This is a genomic window from Streptomyces sp. NPDC093097 (assembly GCF_044754325.1).
Lineage (GTDB): Bacteria > Actinomycetota > Actinomycetes > Streptomycetales > Streptomycetaceae > Streptomyces.
In genome coordinates, this window is sequence record NZ_JBIVOW010000002.1 from 120,709 (window position 1) to 138,650 (window position 17,942).

General features: G+C 73.1%; 18 protein-coding genes. 12 read left to right on the plus strand and 6 right to left on the minus strand.

The annotated features are described in order from the left end of the window. Nucleotides 1–2: 2 nt before the first annotated feature. Nucleotides 3–1,448 carry an NAD(P)H-quinone dehydrogenase gene (locus tag ACIQE0_RS03490; protein ID WP_366331176.1) on the minus strand — a complete coding sequence of 482 codons (1,446 nt, stop codon included), beginning with the start codon at nt 1,446–1,448 and terminating at the stop codon, nt 3–5. Between the two features lie 197 nt (nt 1,449–1,645). Here ACIQE0_RS03490 and ACIQE0_RS03495 point away from each other — a divergent pair, with 197 nt between their 5' ends. From ACIQE0_RS03495 to ACIQE0_RS03505, 3 genes are all read left to right on the plus strand, one after another. Continuing rightward, entirely contained in the window at nt 1,646–2,083 is a 438-nt protein-coding gene (locus ACIQE0_RS03495; RefSeq protein ID WP_366331175.1) for a gamma-glutamylcyclotransferase, read from the plus strand. Nucleotides 2,084–2,208: 125 nt separating this feature from the next. Further along, on the plus strand, nt 2,209–3,024 hold the full coding sequence (locus tag ACIQE0_RS03500) for a purine-nucleoside phosphorylase (protein ID WP_366331174.1): 816 nt from the start codon (nt 2,209–2,211) through the stop codon (nt 3,022–3,024). A 339-nt stretch (nt 3,025–3,363) separates the two neighbouring features. Continuing rightward, nucleotides 3,364–5,049, plus strand: a complete 1,686-nt coding sequence (locus ACIQE0_RS03505) for a phospho-sugar mutase (protein WP_402328766.1) — start codon at nt 3,364–3,366, stop codon at nt 5,047–5,049. 133 nt (nt 5,050–5,182) lie between these two features. Here the strand turns inward: ACIQE0_RS03505 and ACIQE0_RS03510 are convergent, their stop codons facing one another. Further along, on the minus strand, nt 5,183–5,809 hold the full coding sequence (locus ACIQE0_RS03510) for a PH domain-containing protein (RefSeq protein ID WP_366331168.1): 627 nt from the start codon (nt 5,807–5,809) through the stop codon (nt 5,183–5,185). Nucleotides 5,810–6,070: 261 nt separating this feature from the next. Between ACIQE0_RS03510 and deoC the strand changes: the two genes are divergently transcribed. The 3 genes from deoC to ACIQE0_RS03525 are packed head-to-tail and all read left to right on the plus strand — an operon-like array spanning nt 6,071 to nt 9,403. After that, nucleotides 6,071–7,066 carry a deoxyribose-phosphate aldolase gene (deoC, locus tag ACIQE0_RS03515; RefSeq protein ID WP_366331167.1) on the plus strand — a complete coding sequence of 332 codons (996 nt, stop codon included), beginning with the start codon at nt 6,071–6,073 and terminating at the stop codon, nt 7,064–7,066. Nucleotides 7,067–7,068: 2 nt separating this feature from the next. Beyond that, entirely contained in the window at nt 7,069–8,499 is a 1,431-nt protein-coding gene (locus ACIQE0_RS03520; RefSeq protein WP_402328769.1) for an aldehyde dehydrogenase family protein, read from the plus strand. Next, nucleotides 8,492–9,403: an aldehyde dehydrogenase family protein gene (locus tag ACIQE0_RS03525; RefSeq protein WP_402328771.1), complete on the plus strand. Its 912-nt coding sequence runs from the start codon at nt 8,492–8,494 to the stop codon at nt 9,401–9,403. The genes ACIQE0_RS03520 and ACIQE0_RS03525 overlap by 8 nt, the downstream gene beginning before the upstream one ends. 134 nt (nt 9,404–9,537) lie before the next feature. Here the strand turns inward: ACIQE0_RS03525 and ACIQE0_RS03530 are convergent, their stop codons facing one another. Beyond that, on the minus strand, nt 9,538–9,957 hold the full coding sequence (locus ACIQE0_RS03530) for a hypothetical protein (RefSeq protein ID WP_384096597.1): 420 nt from the start codon (nt 9,955–9,957) through the stop codon (nt 9,538–9,540). A 193-nt stretch (nt 9,958–10,150) separates the two neighbouring features. Here ACIQE0_RS03530 and ACIQE0_RS03535 point away from each other — a divergent pair, with 193 nt between their 5' ends. Then, the gene (locus tag ACIQE0_RS03535) at nt 10,151–10,867 is read left to right on the plus strand and encodes a uridine kinase (RefSeq protein ID WP_402328773.1); all 717 of its coding nucleotides are present in this window, start codon (nt 10,151–10,153) and stop codon (nt 10,865–10,867) included. Between the two features lie 369 nt (nt 10,868–11,236). On the opposite strand, the gene ACIQE0_RS03540 is transcribed toward ACIQE0_RS03535, so the two are convergent. Then, complete coding sequence (locus tag ACIQE0_RS03540; RefSeq protein ID WP_366331162.1) at nt 11,237–12,022, minus strand: SigE family RNA polymerase sigma factor; 786 nt, start codon at nt 12,020–12,022, stop codon at nt 11,237–11,239. Between the two features lie 246 nt (nt 12,023–12,268). On the opposite strand from ACIQE0_RS03540, the gene afsQ1 reads away from it, so the two are divergent. The 5 genes from afsQ1 to ACIQE0_RS03565 all read left to right on the plus strand — a co-directional run bounded on the left by afsQ1 (nt 12,269) and on the right by ACIQE0_RS03565 (nt 16,230). Continuing rightward, the gene (gene afsQ1 / locus ACIQE0_RS03545; protein ID WP_180985761.1) at nt 12,269–12,946 is read left to right on the plus strand and encodes a two-component system response regulator AfsQ1; all 678 of its coding nucleotides are present in this window, start codon (nt 12,269–12,271) and stop codon (nt 12,944–12,946) included. Further along, nucleotides 12,943–14,670, plus strand: a complete 1,728-nt coding sequence (locus tag ACIQE0_RS03550) for an ATP-binding protein (protein ID WP_402328776.1) — start codon at nt 12,943–12,945, stop codon at nt 14,668–14,670. The genes afsQ1 and ACIQE0_RS03550 overlap by 4 nt, the downstream gene beginning before the upstream one ends. Then, the gene (locus ACIQE0_RS03555) at nt 14,667–15,296 is read left to right on the plus strand and encodes a hypothetical protein (protein WP_366331161.1); all 630 of its coding nucleotides are present in this window, start codon (nt 14,667–14,669) and stop codon (nt 15,294–15,296) included. The genes ACIQE0_RS03550 and ACIQE0_RS03555 overlap by 4 nt, the downstream gene beginning before the upstream one ends. Before the next feature lie 192 nt (nt 15,297–15,488). Next, complete coding sequence (locus ACIQE0_RS03560; RefSeq protein WP_402328778.1) at nt 15,489–15,974, plus strand: VanZ family protein; 486 nt, start codon at nt 15,489–15,491, stop codon at nt 15,972–15,974. Between the two features lie 46 nt (nt 15,975–16,020). Continuing rightward, nucleotides 16,021–16,230, plus strand: coding sequence for a PspC domain-containing protein (locus tag ACIQE0_RS03565; protein ID WP_366331159.1), 210 nt, complete (start codon nt 16,021–16,023; stop codon nt 16,228–16,230). A gap of 102 nt (nt 16,231–16,332) precedes the next feature. On the opposite strand, the gene ACIQE0_RS03570 is transcribed toward ACIQE0_RS03565, so the two are convergent. Then, nucleotides 16,333–16,611, minus strand: coding sequence for a hypothetical protein (locus ACIQE0_RS03570; RefSeq protein ID WP_402328780.1), 279 nt, complete (start codon nt 16,609–16,611; stop codon nt 16,333–16,335). A 141-nt stretch (nt 16,612–16,752) separates the two neighbouring features. Further along, nucleotides 16,753–17,913, minus strand: coding sequence for an adenosine deaminase (locus ACIQE0_RS03575; RefSeq protein WP_366331157.1), 1,161 nt, complete (start codon nt 17,911–17,913; stop codon nt 16,753–16,755). Nucleotides 17,914–17,942 lie beyond the last annotated feature (29 nt).

The following is a 17,942-nucleotide window of genomic DNA, read 5'->3' on the forward strand; positions in this document are numbered from 1 at the left end:
GGTCACGCGCCGGCCGACTTCCGGGTGTGCAGCTGGCGGGCCACCTCGGCGAGCGAGCCGGACAGCGAGGGGTAGACCGTGAAGGCGCTGGCGATCTGCTCGACCGTCAGGTTGTTGTCCACCGCGATGGAGATCGGGTGGATCAGCTCGCTCGCCCGCGGCGAGACGACCACACCGCCGACGATGATGCCCGTACCGGGGCGGCAGAACAGCTTCACGAAGCCGTCGCGGATGCCCTGCATCTTGGCCCGCGGGTTGCGCAGCAGCGGGAGCTTGACCACCCGGGCGTCGATCACGCCCTGGTCGACGTCGGCCTGGGTGTAGCCGACGGTGGCGATCTCGGGGTCGGTGAAGACGTTGGCGGAGACCGTCTTGAGGTTGAGCGGGGTGACCGCGTCGCCGAGGAAGTGGTACATCGCGATCCGGCCCTGCATGGCGGCGACCGACGCCAGCGCGAACACGCCGGTGCAGTCGCCGGCCGCGTAGACGCCGGGGGCGGAGGTGCGGGAGACCTTGTCCGTCCAGATGTGCCCGGACTCCTTGAGCCGGACGCCGGCGCCCTCCAGGCCGATCCCTTCGGTGTTCGGGATGGAGCCCACCGCCATCAGGCAGTGCGTGCCGGAGATCGTCCGGCCGTCGGCAAGGGTGACCTCGACCCGGTCGCCCACCCGCTTCGCGGACTGCGCCCGGGACCGCGCCATGACGTTCATCCCGCGGCGGCGGAAGACGTCCTCCAGCACGGCGGCCGCGTCCGGGTCCTCGCCCGGCAGCACCCGGTCGCGGGAGGAGACGAGGGTGACCCGGGAGCCGAGCGCCTGGTAGGCACCGGCGAACTCGGCACCGGTGACACCGGAACCGACGACGATGAGCTCCTCGGGCAGCTCGGTGAGGTCGTAGACCTGCGTCCAGTTCAGGATCCGCTCGCCGTCCGGCTGGGCGTCCGGGATCTCGCGCGGGTGCGCGCCGGTGGCGATCAGCACCGCGTCGGCGATCAGGCCCTCGGTCGTGCCGTCGGCGGCGGTGACCGTGACCTTGCGCGAGCCGTCCGGCGCCTGGCCGGGCTCCAGCCGGCCGCGGCCGCGCACCACCCGGCCGCCGGCGCGGGTGACGGACGCGGTGATGTCGTGGGACTGGGCCAGCGCCAGCCGCTTGACCCGTCGGTTGACCTTGCCTAGGTCGACGCCGACCACCCGCGCGGGGCGCTCCTTGTAGGGGGTGTCGTCCTCGACGATGATGCCGAGCTCCTCGTAGGAGGAGTCGAAGGTGGTCATCACCTCGGCCGTGGCGATGAGCGTCTTCGACGGGACGCAGTCGGTCAGCACCGACGCACCGCCCAGACCGTCGCAGTCGACGACGGTCACCTCCGCGCCGAGCGAGGCCGCCACCAGGGCCGCTTCGTATCCGCCGGGTCCACCACCGATGATCACGATCCGAGTCACGTACTCCATTGTCCCGCACGCCCGTCGGTGCCTCTCGCCCGGGGGCGCCGGGCCCCCTCGACGGGCCCCCGTCCGCCGGGCGGCAGCCGCCCGGCGAGGGGGCCCGGGCGCCCTCGGCGGGCGGCCCGGCGCGCGCTCTCCCCGGCCCCTCGAACGAACCTCCGGTACCACGGGCCCGACAAGGAACCTCCCGTACCCTCGGAAGCATGTCGCTCTACGCCGCGTACGCCGGCAACCTCGACGCCCGGCTGATGTCCCGCCGCGCACCGCACTCCCCGCTGCGCGGCACCGGCTGGCTCAGCGGCTGGCGGCTCACGTTCGGCGGCGAGCAGATGGGCTGGGAGGGCGCCCTGGCGACGGTGGTCGAGGACCCCGGCTCCCAGCTCTTCGTGGCGCTCTACGACATCGCCCCCATGGACGAGGAGTCCATGGACCGCTGGGAGGGCGTCGGCCTGGACATCTACCGCCGGATGCGGGCCCGGGTGCACACCCTCGAAGGCGACGAGACCGCCTGGATCTACGTCCTCAACGGCTATGAGGGCGGCCTCCCCTCGGCCCGCTATCTGGGCGAGATCGCCGATGCCGCCGAATCCGCCGGCGCGCCGCACGACTACGTCATGGAGATCCGCAAGCGCCCCTGCTGACGCGGCCGCTCCCGGCCCGCCGCGGGCCCCGCGCGGCGCCTCGGCACACACCGCGAGCAGACGCCCACAACCCCGTGGGCAGCGGCATCTACGCGCGTAGGGGATTACCGGCTACCCTCGTCCGCGTGAACGCATCTGTTACCCCGGACATCGACCCGAAGGGCGCCGCGGACGCGGCGGCCGCCCGTCTCCGCGAGCTCACCGGCGCCGAGAAGCACGACGTCGCGCTGGTCATGGGCTCCGGCTGGGCCCCGGCCGCCGAGGCCCTGGGCGCCCCCGAGCACGAGTTCCCGGTCACCGAGCTGCCCGGCTTCCCGGCGCCGGCCGTCGCCGGCCACGGCGGCACGATCCGCTCGTACACGATCGGCGAGAAGCGCGCCCTGGTCTTCCTCGGCCGCACCCACTTCTACGAGGGCCGCGGGGTCGCCTCGGTCGCGCACGGCGTCCGCACCGCCGTCGCCGCCGGCTGCAAGACCGTGGTGCTCACCAACGGCTGCGGCGGTCTGCGCGACGGGATGCGCCCCGGCCAGCCGGTGCTCATCAGCGACCACCTCAACCTCACCGCCACCTCCCCGATCGCCGGCGCCCACTTCGTCGACCTGACCGACCTGTACTCGCCGCGGCTGCGCGCGCTGTGCAAGGAGGTCGACGCGAGCCTGGAGGAGGGCGTCTACGCCCAGCTCCCCGGCCCGCACTACGAGACCCCGGCCGAGATCCGGATGCTCCGCACCATGGGCGCCGACCTGGTCGGCATGTCCACCGTCCTGGAGGCGATCGCCGCCCGCGAGGCCGGCGCCGAGGTGCTCGGCCTCTCCCTGGTGACCAACCTCGCCGCCGGCATGACGGGCGAACCGCTCAACCACGAGGAGGTGCTCCAGGCGGGCCGCGACTCGGCGACCCGGATGGGCACACTGCTCGGCCAGGTCCTCGGCCGGATCTAGCGCCGCAACAGGCGACGTTCGCCCCGTCGCGGCGCCCGGCACGCACTCTCGCCGCACCGGACGCCGCTCCTTGACGGGCAAACGTCGCCTGCCGCGGCACTAGTCGACCGCGTCACCCTCCCGCCGTCCGCCCGGAGCACGTGCCGGGCGCCGGGCGGCAGGCGGGAGACCGACGGCCGGGCCCAGGTCCGGCCGTCACCGGGACCGCCCGCGCGGACCTGCCGCCCCTCCCGGCGGCGGGACCGCGGCGCCGGCGTCGTACGGGCCGTACGGCCGCCGCAGGACGGCCCGTACGCCGGCCCGCATCCCCCACATCGCACCCACAGGCAGGAGCATCAGGTGGCTACCGTTCCCGCGGAGCTGATCGGCCGGGCACAGGCGTGGCTGGCCGAGGACCCGGACCCGGAGACCCGGGCCGAGCTGGCCGCGCTCATCGAGGCGGACCGGCACGACGAGCTGGCGGCCCGGTTCGCCGGCACCCTCCAGTTCGGCACCGCCGGGCTGCGCGGCGAGCTGGGCGCCGGCCCGATGCGGATGAACCGGTCGGTGGTCATCCGGGCCGCGGCCGGCCTCGCCGCCTACCTGAAGGACAGCGGTCAGGATGGGGGAGGCCTGGTGGTCGTCGGCTACGACGCCCGCTACAAGAGCGCCGACTTCGCGCGGGACACCGCGGCGGTCATGGTCGGCGCGGGCCTGCGCGCCGCGGTCCTGCCGCGCCCGCTGCCGACCCCCGTCCTCGCGTTCGCCATCCGGCACCTGGGCGCGGTGGCCGGGATCGAGGTGACCGCCAGCCACAACCCGCCGCGGGACAACGGCTACAAGGTCTACCTCGGCGACGGTTCCCAGATCGTCCCGCCCGCGGACGCCGCGATCGCCGACCGGATCGCCGCGGTCCGCTCCCTGGCCGACGTCCCCCGCCCCGAGTCCGGCTGGGAAACCCTGGACGACACCGTCCTGACCGCCTACCTGGAGCGCACCGACGCGGTGCTCACTGCCGGTTCGGCCCGGGACGTCGGCGTCGTCTACACCCCGATGCACGGCGTCGGCCGGGACACCCTCGTCGCCGCCTTCGCCCGCGCCGGCTTCCCCGCCCCCGCGGTCGTCGCCGAACAGGCCGAGCCGGACCCGGACTTCCCGACGGTCGCCTTCCCCAACCCGGAGGAGCCGGGCGCGATGGACCTCGCGTTCGCCACCGCCCGGTCCCAGGCCCCCGGCACCGTCGACATCGTGATCGCCAACGACCCGGACGCGGACCGCTGCGCCGTCGCCGTCCCCGCCCCCGGCACCCCCGAGGGCTGGCGGATGCTGCGCGGCGACGAGGTCGGCGCGCTGCTCGCCGCGCACCTGGTCCGCAAGGGCGCCACCGGCACCTTCGCGACCACGATCGTCTCCTCCCAGCTGATGTCCCGTATCGCGGCCGGCGCCCCCCTCCCCTACAAGGAGACGCTGACCGGCTTCAAGTGGCTGGCCCGGGTGGACGGCCTGCGCTACGCCTACGAGGAGGCGCTGGGCTACTGCGTCGACCCCGAGGGCGTCCGCGACAAGGACGGCATCACCGCCGCCCTGCTGATCGCCGAACTGGCCGCCGAGCTGAAGCAGGCCGGCCGCGGCCTGTCCGACCTCCTCGACGACCTGGCCGTGGAGTTCGGCCTGCACGCCACCGACCAGCTCTCGGTGCGCGTCGAGGACCTGTCCCTGATCGCCGACGCGATGCGCCGCCTGCGCGCCCAGCCCCCGACGACCCTGGCGGGCCTGGCGGTCTCCCGCGCCGACGACCTCAGCGAGGGCGGCCCCGACCTCCCCCCGACCGACGGCCTGCGCTACTACCTGACGGGCACCCCGGAGCACGGCATCGAGGCGGCCCGCGTCGTCGTCCGCCCCAGCGGCACCGAGCCCAAGCTCAAGTGCTACCTGGAGGTCGTGGTCCCGGTGAGCGAAGCGGGGGACCTCCCGACCGCCCGCACCAAGGCAACGGCAACCCTGACAGCCCTCAAGAAGGACCTGTCGACGGCGGCCGGGATCTGACGGTTCGTCACGCATGACGACGGCGGCCCTGCGATCGAGGATCGGGGGCCGCCGTCGCGTGGGGGCGGGGCGGGGGCGGGCCTGCTGCCTCATCCGCCAGGCACGGGAACGCACTCGCGAGCCCGCTCGCCCCCTACAACGCCAACATCACCGCCAGCCCCACCGCGCCCACCGCGGCCGGGGCGAGGATCGCGTACGACCAGCGCACCTGGGGCTCGCCCTGGGCGGTCTCGCGGTGGGTCGCGCGTTCCTTGAGGTCGCGGAGTTCGGCGAGGGTCTGGTCGGCCATCGCCTTGGGCGGCGGGCCGGCGTCGGCGTTGAGGCCGAAGCGGGGGCGGGTCGCGCCGGCGCCACGCGAGGCCTGCCGGGCGGCCTTCTTGCGCTGCCGCAACGAGACCGGGACGGCCCAGAGCTGGTACTTGCCGTCGGTGGTGAACACCTCGGCGGAGAAGGTCGCGCGCAATTCCTCCACGGCGGACCAGGGCAGCGTGATGGTGCGGAACGGGTTGCGCACCAGGAGCCGGTCCTCGTCCGCCCGCACCAGTGGCCGCAGGGAGAAGGCGGCGACCAGCGGCACCCCGAGGAGCAGCACGAAGAGCGCGACGAGCTTGGTGTGGGGCGTGCCGCGCAGCAGGGCGTCGGCGCCGAGCCAGAGGCCGAGCAGGATGAGCAGCGCGCCGCCGACCAGGGCCGCCGGGGCGCGGTAGCTGCGCTGCGCGTACTGCGGCGCGGGGGTGGTGGACCGTTCCTGGCTCGTCATGCCGCCGATTCTGCCCGACCGTCCGGAAGCCGGACATTGCGTTACGGCATCGAAGTCGACGGTGTCGTGGCCGGTGGTGGTGGCGGCGGCGGTGGCGCGGGCGGGCGCCCGGGGCGCGGCGCCGGCGGGCCTGCGAGCCTCCGGAAGCCTGCGGCCCGCCCCGTCCCACCCCGCCCCGCCCCTCCGCCGGGCCGGCCCATCCCCACCCCGATCCGGGGGCTGGCATGTCGCTACGCGCGTAGATATGCTCCCCTCGTGACCATGCCCACCACAGTTCCCGCATACGGCAAGGAGGCCGCGGGGCGCCTGGCGTCGATGGCGGACGTGACCGCCTCGGACGGAGCGCTGCGCCGCTTCCTGCACGGACTCCCCGGCGTCGACGCGGTAGGGCTCCAGGCCCGCGCCGCCACGCTCGGCACCCGCTCGATCAAGACCACGGCGAAGGCGTACGCCATCGACCTGGCCATCTCGATGATCGACCTGACGACGCTCGAAGGCGCGGACACCCCCGGCAAGGTCCGGGCGCTGTGCGCCAAGGGCGTCCACCCCGACCCCACCGACCGCACCGCCCCCAAGGTCGCCGCGATCTGCGTCTACCCGGACATGGTCGGCGTCGCCAAGGAGGCGCTCGGCGACTCCGGTATCCACGTCGCCTCGGTCGCCACCGCCTTCCCGGCGGGCCGGGCCGCGCTGCCGGTCAAGCTGGCCGACACCCGGGACGCGGTGGCCGCCGGCGCCGACGAGATCGACATGGTGATCGACCGGGGCGCCTTCCTCTCCGGCCGCTACCTGGAGGTCTTCGAGGAGATCAAGGCCGTGAAGGAGGCGTGCGCCCGGCCCGACGGCTCGGCCGCCCACCTGAAGGTCATCTTCGAGACCGGCGAGCTCCAGACGTACGACAACGTCCGGCGGGTCTCCTGGCTCGCGATGCTGGCCGGCGCCGACTTCATCAAGACCTCGACGGGCAAGGTGGCGGTGAACGCCACGCCCCCGGTCACGCTGCTGATGCTGGAGGCGGTCCGGGACTTCGCCGCGGCGACCGGCGTGCAGGTCGGCGTCAAGCCGGCCGGCGGCATCCGGACGACCAAGGACGCGATCAAGTACCTGGTGATGGTCAACGAGACGCTGGGCGAGGAGTGGCTGACCGCCGAGTGGTTCCGCTTCGGCGCGTCCAGCCTCCTCAACGACCTGCTGATGCAGCGGCAGAAGCTCAGCACCGGCCGGTACTCCGGCCCCGACTACGTCACGGTGGACTGACCATGACCTTTGACTACGCACCGGCGCCCGAGTCGCGCGCCGTGGTGGACCTCGTGTCCTCCTACGGGCTGTTCATCGACGGCGAGTTCACCGAGGGCGCGGGCGGTGGCCTGCGCAAGACCGTCTCGCCCGCCACCGAGGAGGTGCTGGCCGAGTACACCCAGGGCACCGGCGAGGACGTCGACCGCGCCGTGCAGGCGGCCCGCAGGGCGTTCGAGACCTGGTCGGCGCTGCCCGGCGCCGAGCGCGCCAAGTACCTCTTCCGGATCGCCCGGATCATCCAGGAGCGCTCGCGCGAGCTGGCCGTCCTGGAGACGCTGGACAACGGCAAGCCGATCCGCGAGTCGCGGGACGCCGATCTGCCGCTGGTGGCCGCGCACTTCTTCTACTACGCGGGCTGGGCGGACAAGCTCGGCCACGCCGGCTTCGGCCCGGACCCCAGGCCACTGGGCGTGGCCGGCCAGGTCATCCCGTGGAACTTCCCGCTGCTGATGCTGGCGTGGAAGGTCGCCCCGGCGCTGGCCTGCGGCAACACCGTCGTCCTCAAGCCCGCCGAGACCACCCCGCTCTCCGCCCTGTTCTTCGCGGACATCTGCCGCCAGGCGGGGCTCCCCAAGGGCGTCGTCAACATCGTCACCGGTGACGGCTCGACCGGGGCTGCGCTGGTGGCCCACCCGGGCATCGACAAGGTCGCGTTCACCGGTTCCACCGAGGTCGGCAAGGCGATCGCCCGTACCGTCGCCGGGACGGAGAAGAAGCTCACCCTCGAACTGGGCGGCAAGGCGGCCAACATCGTCTTCGACGACGCCCCGATCGACCAGGCCGTCGAGGGGATCGTCAACGGGATCTTCTTCAACCAAGGCCACGTGTGCTGCGCGGGTTCCCGGCTGCTGGTCCAGGAGTCGATCCAGGACGAGCTGCTGGACGCGCTCAAGCGCCGGATGGCCACCCTCCGGGTCGGCGATCCGCTGGACAAGAACACCGACATCGGCGCGATCAACTCCGCCGAGCAGCTGGCCCGGATCGCCGAACTCGCCGACGCGGGCGAGGCGGAGGGCGCCGAGCGCTGGTCCCCCGCCTGCGAACTGCCCGGCTCCGGCTACTGGTTCGCGCCGACGCTGTTCACCGGCGTCACCCAGGCGCACCGGATCGCCCGCGAGGAGATCTTCGGCCCGGTGCTGTCGGTGCTGACGTTCCGCACGCCGGAGGAGGCGGTGGCCAAGGCCAACAACACTCCCTACGGCCTGTCGGCGGGCATCTGGACGGAGAAGGGCTCCCGGATGCTGTGGATGGCGAACAAGCTGCGCGCGGGCGTCATCTGGTCCAACACGTTCAACAAATTCGACCCGACCTCGCCGTTCGGCGGCTACAAGGAGTCGGGCTTCGGCCGCGAGGGCGGCCGGCACGGTCTGGAGGCGTACCTCGATGTCTGAGCGGCTGGCTGTCTTCAAGACCTACAAGCTGTACGTCGGGGGCAAGTTCCCCCGGTCCGAGAGCGGGCGGGTGTACGAGGTGACCGACGCACAGGGCAACTGGCTCGCCAACGCCCCGCTGTCCTCCCGCAAGGACGCCCGGGACGCGGTGGTCGCCGCCCGCAAGGCGTTCGGCGGCTGGTCGGGCGCCACGGCGTACAACCGCGGCCAGATCCTCTACCGCGTCGCGGAGATGCTCCAGGGCCGCCGGGACCAGTTCGCCGCGGAGGTGGCCGACGCCGAGGGGCTGTCGAAGGCCGAGGCCGCGGCGCAGGTGGACGCGGCGATCGACCGCTGGGTCTGGTACGCGGGCTGGTCCGACAAGGTCGCCCAGATCGCCGGGTCGTCGAACCCGGTGGCGGGCCCGTACTTCAACCTCTCCGCCCCCGAGCCGACCGGTGTGGTCGCCGTGCTGGCGCCCCAGGAGTCCTCGTTCCTGGGGCTGGTGTCGGTGCTCGCCCCGGTGATCGTCACCGGCAACACCGCGGTGGTCGTGACGTCCGAGCGGGCGCCGCTGCCGGCGCTGTCGCTGGCCGAGGTGCTCGCCACCTCGGACCTGCCGGGCGGTGTGGTCAACCTCCTCTCCGGCCGGACCGCGGAGCTGGGCGCGCCCCTCGCCGCCCACCAGGACGTCAACGCCCTCGATCTGGCCGGCGCGGACGCGGAGTCGGCGCGGGAGCTGGAGACGGCGGCGGCGGACAACCTCAAGCGGGTGCTGCGCCCACCCGTCGCCCGCCACCACCCTTCAGACGAAGCGCTGCGCGCTGCCCCTTCCCATACGGCGGACTGGTTCGCCGACCCGGGCACCGACCGGCTGCTGGCCTTCCTGGAGACCAAGACGGTGTGGCACCCGATGGGCGTCTGATCCGTCGGCCGGCCCGGTACGGACGAACGGCGCGGGGCCTCGCCCTGATGGGCGGGGTCCCGCGCCGTTCGCGTGGAGGGGGTGCTGGGGGCGGTGCGCGGCCTCCGGCTCCCGCGGCCGGCCCGTCTCCCCCGTCAGCCCGGCAGGATGCGGGTCAGCGGGCCGACCAGCGGGAGGGTCCGCAGTGCGCCGCCGTGCGTCACCGGGTCGGTCACCAGCGCGGTGCTCACCGGCTTGAAGTCGGCGATCTGGGTGCCGACGGCGTTGTCCAGCGGGTCGACGCCGGTGTTGGCCAGCGGGTCGAGCTGGAGGTCCTTGATCGGGGCGATGGCGCCGCCCAGGGAGTCCGTCACCGCGTGGACGAGCCCGTGTGCCGCGGCGCCGGCGTCCGGCGCGGCCGCCTGGAGGCCCGCGGAACCGGACGACGCGGGGGCGGCCGCGCTCGCCGCCGCCGCACCGCCCGTGATCGCCGCGCCGGCGGCGGAGACCACCAGCCCGGCGCGCAGCAGACCGCGCGGGACGCGGCGGGGCTTGGGACGTGCGTGGGAGGGCATGTGTGCCACCTGCCTGTGGATCGGGAGCGAAGCGGAAGGCCAGTTGCGCCACCGGCTGCGCGAGCGGCATCCGGCCGGACGCGTAACCGGACGCGTAATCGGTTGACTGCGAAGCGTAGTTGAGCGGTGGCGGGGGTTCCACCTCGCGCGCCTGGGGTACCCCGCGCGGCGCAATGGCCGACAATAAGTGCCCGTGACTGCCGACGTGCCCGCCCCCTCGACCACCGCCCGCGTCGTCCTGCTGACCGGACCATCCGGTTCCGGCAAGACGTCGCTGGCCGCCGCGACCGGCCTTCCGGTCCTCAACCTCGACGACTTCTACAAGGAGGGCACGGACCCGTCGCTGCCGCAGTTGCCGAACGGCGACGGTGCGGACTGGGACTCGCCGCTCTCCTGGGACGCGGGCGCCGCGGTCGCGGCCATCGAGGAACTGTGCCGCACGGGGCGGACGGTGGTGCCGGTGTACGACATCGCGGCCAGCGCCCGGACCGGCTCCGCGGGGCTGGCGCTCGACGGGGCGCCGCTGCTGATCGCGGAGGGCGTCTTCGCCGCCGACGTCATCGACCGGTGCCGGGAGGCGGGGCTGCTGGCCGACGCGCTGTGCCTGCGCGGGCGGCCGACCACGACCTTCCGCCGGCGGCTGGCCCGGGATCTGCGGGAGGGGCGCAAGCCGGCGGTGTATCTGGTGCGCCGGGGGCTGCGGTTGCTGCGCAACGAACGGACGCTCGTGGCCCGGCACACCGCGCTCGGCGCCCACCCGTGCGCCAGGCCGGAGGCGCTGGCCCGGATAGCGGCGGCGCGGGCGGGGGCACCTCCCTGTTCATGGGCATCCGCCCGGGGCGGAGCCGGGAGTGGGAGAAGAGCCGAGAACTCGGGGGAGGCGCCGGTGGGGACGGCGCCCCGGCCCTAGCGCGTGTCTTCAAACTGACGTCTGCCGTGCGACGCCTGGCACGCGCCCTCGCCGCGTTGTCGGACCGCCCCGATACGCCCAGTATCGGGGCAGTCCTCCGCCTTGCGATCGCACGCACCAGACGCCGCACGGCCCGGCCTCCGGCCGAACACCGCCAGTTTGAAGACACGCCCCAGCGCGTCGAGGCGCGAGGAGGCGGACGCCGTTCGCGGCGCGCCCCCGTCCACCACGTCACACGCACACGGAAGAGCGGGTTCGGACAGACCCCCCGGCCGTCCGAACCCGCTCGCTTCCCCCGTGTTCCCCCGGTTTTCCCCTTACCCCCTCGGGCGATCCCCCCGGATTCCCCTCGGGCCTTACCCCCCGTCCTCAGGCGACCAGTGCGCCGAAGGACTCCTGCTCGTCACGGCCGAAGCTGAGGACCTCGTCCTCGCGCAGCCGGCGCAGCGAGCGCCAGATGCTGGACTTCACCGTGCCGACACTGATGTTGAGGATGTCCGCGATCTCCGGGTCCGTGCGGCCCTCGTAGTAACGCAGCACCAGCATGGTGCGCTGCGTCTCGGGCAGCCGGGCCAGTGCCTGCCACAGGACGGCGCGCAGCTCGGTGCCGCGCATGGTGTCCGCGTCGGTGGCGATCTCGGGCAGTTCCTCGGTCGGGTACTCGTTGAGCCTGCGCCGGCGCCAGGCGCTGATGTGCAGGTTCGTCATGGTGCGGCGCAGGTAGCCGCCGAGCGCCGCCTTGTCGCTTATCCGGTCCCAGGCCCGGTAGGTCGAGAACAGCGCGCTCTGGAGCAGGTCCTCGGCCTCGTGGCGGTCACCGGTCAGGTGGTAGGCGGTGGCGTACAGGGAGGCGCGGCGCTCCTGGACGTAGGCGGTGAAGGCCGCTTCGGCCTCGGCCTCCTGCGTCGTGGTGCGCCGGTCCCCCGTCTCCCCGTACTGCGCTCCCCCGTCGGTGCTCTCCCGGCCCGCGTCTCCCCCGTCGGGCCCCTGGGTGGGCACCATCATCGCGTCAATGGCCACCATGTACGGCGGACGTTGACGCCCGGCGCCGCGAACGCACCCCCGCAGGCCCGCAGCGCCGGACTTCTCGCCGACTCGGATGTCATGGAGGCGCGTGACGACTGCGCCGGAAGTAGTGCCGTGCAGAGTGTTCATCGCGCTGCCCCCCGTCGGTCGAGCCAGTTCGTTCGGTGTTTTCCGGTCGGGATCCGCCGTGGCGGTGTTGATCTCTCCCGGTTGCCCAAAAGACTGCCAAGCCAGTTTCATCGCGTTGTCCGCCGTCTGTCACAGACGTGTCACAGGGCCTGTCACGGTACGGCGTGGCGCCACCACACAGAGCGACCGATCGGGGCGGGCGGCACCGGTCGATCTCCAGGCGTCCCATACGCCAGAATGGCAAGCGTGCCTTTCCTGTTGCTGATCGAGGACGATGACGCCATCCGTACGGCCCTCGAACTCTCGCTGTCCCGCCAGGGTCACCGCGTGATGACCGCGGCGACGGGCGAGGACGGCCTGAAGTTGCTGCGCGAGCAGCGTCCGGACCTGATCGTGCTGGACGTGATGCTGCCCGGCATCGACGGTTTCGAGGTGTGCCGCCGGATCCGGCGTACGGACCAGTTGCCGATCATCCTGCTCACCGCGCGCAGTGACGACATCGACGTGGTGGTGGGGCTGGAGTCCGGTGCGGACGACTATGTCGTCAAACCGGTCCAGGGCCGGGTGCTGGACGCCCGGATCCGGGCGGTGCTGCGGCGCGGGGAACGGGAGTCCAGTGATTCGGCGACGTTCGGCTCGCTGATGATCGACCGGTCGGCGATGACCGTCACCAAGAACGGCCAGGACCTGCAACTGACCCCGACCGAGCTGCGGTTGCTGCTGGAGCTGAGCCGGCGGCCCGGGCAGGCGCTGTCCCGGCAGCAGCTGCTGCGGCTGGTGTGGGAGCACGACTACCTCGGGGACTCGCGACTGGTGGACGCCTGTGTGCAGCGGCTGCGCGCGAAGGTGGAGGACGTCCCGTCCTCACCGACGTTGATCCGCACGGTCCGCGGGGTCGGCTACCGACTGGACGCTCCCCAGTGACGGCAGCGGCGACGGGCGGCGATGGCGCCGGAGAGGGGAACCAGCGGACCGGGGACGGCGGCCGGCCGGTGCGGCTGCTGCGCCGGGTGGCGGGGCTGCTGCGGCTGACGAGTCTGCGGTTGCGGCTAGTCGTGGTGTTTGCGCTGGTGGCGCTGACCGCGGCGGTCTCGGCGTCCGGGATCGCGTACTGGCTCAATCGCAACACGGTGCTGGACCGCACGCAGAACGCCGCCCTCCAGGACTTCCGCAAGGCACTGGAGGACAACACCCGCTCGCTCCCGCTGCGCCCGCGGTGCGCCGAACTCCAGGACGCGGCACGGCAGATGGCGTCCGGTCCGCAGAACTACACGGTGCTGCTGATCGGCGAGGACCGCGCCGGCAAGGAGTGCGCGGCCACCACGAACAAGGACCTGCTGACGCCGTCGACCGTGCCGCAGTCGCTGCGCAACGCGGTCGACCAGGTGCGCCCGGTCGACGAGAACAACCACGACGCCCACCACCTGTACTGGCAGCGCAACGAGGTGGGGGACGTCCCGTACCTGATCGCCGGGGCGAAGGTGACCGGCGGCGGCCCGACCGGCTACATGATGAAGTCGCTGGCGACCGAGCGGCAGGACCTGTCGTCGCTGGGCTGGTCGCTGGGGATCGCCACCGCGCTGGCGCTGGTCGGCTCGGCGCTGCTGGCGCAGGCCGCCGCGACGACCGTGCTGCGGCCCGTACAGCGCCTGGGGTACGCGGCGCGGCAGCTGGGCGAGGGGCGGCTGGACACCCGGCTGCGGGTGACCGGCACCGACGAGCTGGCCGATCTGTCACGGACGTTCAACCGCACCGCGGAGCGGCTCCAGCAGCGCGTCGAGGAGCTGAGCGGGCGGGAGGCGGCGTCCCGCCGGTTCGTCGCCGACATGTCGCACGAGCTGCGGACGCCGCTGACCGCGATCACCGCCGTCACCGAGGTGCTGGAGGAGGAGGCGGACTCCCTCGACCCGATGATCGCGCCGGCCGTGCAGCTGGTGGTCAGCGAGACCCGGCGGCTGAACGACCTCGTGGAGAACCTCATGGAGGTCACCCGCTTCGACGCGGGGACCGCCCGGCTGGTGCTGGACGACGTCGACGTCGCCGACCAGGTGACCGCCTGTATCGACGCCCGGGCCTGGCTGGACGCGGTGGAGCTGGACGCGGACCGCGGCATCGTGGCCCTGCTGGACCCGCGGCGGCTGGACGTGATCCTGGCGAACCTGATCGGCAACGCCCTCAAGCACGGCGGCTCCCCGGTGCGGGTCTCGGTCCGTACGGAGCCGGCGGAGCCCGCCGCGGGCGCACCGGCCGGGGAGGCGCCGGAGGGCGCCACGGCGGAGTCCGCGGCCGGCGGGGACCCCGCCCGCGTCGAGGGCGAACGGGAGCCGGGCGGCGGCCAGTTGGTGATCCGGGTGCGGGACCACGGTCCGGGCATCCCGGAGGAGGTGCTGCCGCACGTCTTCGACCGCTTCTACAAGGCGAGCGCGTCCCGGCCGCGGTCCGAGGGCAGCGGTCTGGGCCTGTCGATCGCGCAGGAGAACGCGCACATCCACGGCGGCCGGATCAGCGCGTCCAACCACCCCGAGGGCGGCGCGGTCTTCACCCTGCGGCTGCCCATGGACACCTCCCAGCCGGCCGACGAGGACGAGCGCGGCGACCGGGGGGAGCGGCCGGCCGACGCCGGCCAGGGCGCGGAGGACGGGCGATGACCCGGCGGATCCGGTCCAGGGCGGTGCGGCGGGCCTCCCTGGCGGCGCTGGCGCTGGCCGTCGCGGGCTGCGGGGTCCGCGGCACGTCCGTCCCGGTCGACGCGGGCGGTGCGCCGTCGCGGGTGAGCTGCATGGCCCCTGAGGAGGCCACGGCCTCGGCCGCGCCCGGTACGCAGCGGGTGCCGGTGTATCTGGTGTGCGGTTCGACGCTGGTCTCGGTGGGGCGGACGGTGCCGCGGCCGCCGGGCGTCACCGGGTCCGGGGACCAGCTGCCGGCGGCCCGTACGCTCCTGGCCGAGCTCCAGAAGCCGCCGTCGGCGGACGAGATCCGGGCGGGCTTCAGCACCGACCTGCCCCGGTCGCTGCGGGTGGACGGGCCGCGCGCCGGGGACGCGCCGGAGGCGCTGCGGCTGTCCGTCGAACCGGCCGACCTGCCCTCGTTCGCGCTGGCGCAGCTGGTGTGCACCTACGGCCGGAGCGTCGCGCTGGGCCGGGCCGGCGGCGCACTGCTGGGCGGTCCGGGCGACGCGACAGTGCACCGCTACGACTGCTCGCCGGACGTCCTGGCCAATCCGGACACCGCACAGCACGCGGGATGGGGCGATCCGCAGGCCGAGGAGAGCTAGGCGCCACCCCGCGGATCAGGGCCGGACCGGGCCGTGATCCGCCGGGCGGGCGGTGAGCGCTTCGGGCGAAGCCGGGCGCAACGGGACGGAACCGCGGCCCCCGCTACCCGCGTCCTGGCCTGTGTGCAGCGTCATGGCTCCGGCACTTCTTCCCTCGCCCCCCGTTTGCGCGCCACCGGCTTTCTCCTCCTTGTGGCGCATCTGCTGATCCTCGGGTGGCTGCTGCTGCGTCCCCGTACGGTGCCGTGGGTGCCGGCCGCGAATCTCCAGCCGCTGGCCTCGATCGACGCCGAACTGGCGCGGGGCGGCTGGTCGGCGGTGTGGCACCTGGGCGTGCCGGTGCTGCTGCTGGCGCCGCTGGGGATACTGCTGCCGCTGGTCGGCGGACGCCTGGACGTCTCCCCGCTGGCCTCGATGGCCCGGACGGTCTTCGGGGGCGCGATGATCTCGTTGACGATAGAGCTGGTGCAGAGCACGGTGCCGGGCCAGGTGCCGGACGTCGACATGGTGCTGCTGAACACGCTCGGGGTGGCACTGGCGCATCTGCTGGTCGTCCCTGGGGTACGGTGCCGGCTCCGCCGCCGGGACGAGCGGCTCAGGGCCGCGACCCCGAGAATCCCCAGGGTCGGACTGACCCCGCAGGCTGACGTCTTTCCCGCTGGTCGGACCTACTTTTGAGGCATCGGGGCAACCGCTCCAAAGCATCGAAAGGGAGAAGCCCGTCATGGCCGCCGCACTGGTCCGTCCCACCAACAACCGCATGATCGCCGGTGTCTGCGCCGGCCTCGCCCGCCGCTTCGGGACGTCCCCGGCGACGATGCGGGTGATCTTCCTGCTCTCCTGTCTGCTGCCCGGCCCCCAGTTCCTGGTCTACCTGGCGCTGTGGGTCCTCCTCCCCTCGGAGGAGCGGACGGCCGGCGCCACCGCCTGGTAGACCCTGTCGTCACCGGACACGACGACGCCCCGGCCCGCACTGGATACCGTGCGCGGACCGGGGCAGCACTGGGGGTGTCCCCTGAGGGACGGAAGGGGCCGGTCAGCCGCCGAGGTGGAGGGTCTTGGCGACCGCGCTGGTGGGCAGGCCGCCGAGCAGCTTGTTGCCCTTGGAGTTCAGGTTGGTCTTGACGCCGTTGCCGTCGCCCTTTTTGCTGGTCGCCCCGGAGAGGGTCTTGGCCGCCTCCTTCACCGGCAGCCGGTGCAGCACCCCGTCGTTCGAGGTGCCCGCCGGCGCGGCGACGGCGGTGCCCGCGGCGGTGGCGGCGATGGCGGCACCGAGCACAACGGCACCAAGAACCTTGGCAGTTCCCTGCTTCATGGCAATACGTCCTCGTGATGGGGGCTTGACCGACTTGGAAACCTACTGATCCCGCCGCCACCCCGGCAATCGCTCCCGGCACACGGGAAAACGGCCGGTGGACAATGCACCGGCCGTTGCGCTAGACGCCTCCCGCGACGCTTATCCGGCGTCGACGTCCCTGCTGGGAGCGGGTGTTGCGGCCGACTGCCGGAAGACCCATTCGGAGCGCAATTCCGCGTATCCGGGCTTGATGACCTCATTGATCATGGCCAGACGTTCATCGAAAGGAAGGAAAGAGGACTTCATTCCATTGACCGTGAACCACTGCATGTCATCGAGCGTGTAGCGGAACGTCCGGACCAGGTGCTCGAATTCCCGGGACATGCTCGTACCGCTCATCAGGCGGTTGTCGGTGTTGACCGTGCAGCGGAACCGCAGCCGGCGCAGCAGGCCGATGGGGTGCTCCGCGTAGGAGGCGGCGGCGCCGGTCTGGAGGTTGGAGGTGGGGCACAGCTCCAGCGGGATGCGCTTGTCGCGGACGTAGGAGGCGAGCCGGCCGAGGGTGACCGAGCCGTCGTCGGCGACCTCGATGTCGTCGATGATGCGGACGCCGTGGCCGAGCCGGTCGGCGCCGCACCACTGGAGCGCCTGCCAGATGGAGGGCAGGCCGAAGGCCTCGCCGGCGTGGATGGTGAAGTGGTTGTTCTCCCGCTTGAGGTACTCGAAGGCGTCGAGGTGGCGGGTGGGCGGGTGGCCGGCCTCGGCGCCGGCGATGTCGAAGCCGACGACGCCCAGGTCGCGGTAGCGGTTGGCGAGTTCGGCGATCTCCAGGGCGCGGGCGGCGTGCCGCATCGCGGTCAGCAGCGCGCCGACCCGGATACGGTGGCCGTCGGCCCGCGCCCGCCGCTCCCCTTCCCGGAAGCCCTCGTTGACGGCCTCGACGACCTCTTCGAGGCTGAGCCCGGCCTCCAGGTGCTGCTCGGGCGCGTACCGCACCTCGGCGTAGACGACCCCGTCGGCGGCCAGGTCCTCGGCGCACTCGGCGGCGACCCGGAACAGCGCCTCGCGGGTCTGCATGACGGCGCAGGTGTGCGCGAACGTCTCCAGATAGCGTTCCAGCGAGCCGGAGTCGGCGGCCTCGCGGAACCAGATCCCGAGCTTCTCCGGATCGGTCTCGGGGAGCCCCGCGTAGCCGGTCTCGCGCGCCAGGTCGACGACGGTGGCGGGGCGCAGCCCGCCGTCGAGGTGGTCGTGGAGCAGCACCTTGGGGGCGCGGCGGATCTGTTCGGGCGTCGGGAGGTTGCTGAACTCGCTCGTCATTGCCGCACTCTAGCGCCTACGCGCGTAGA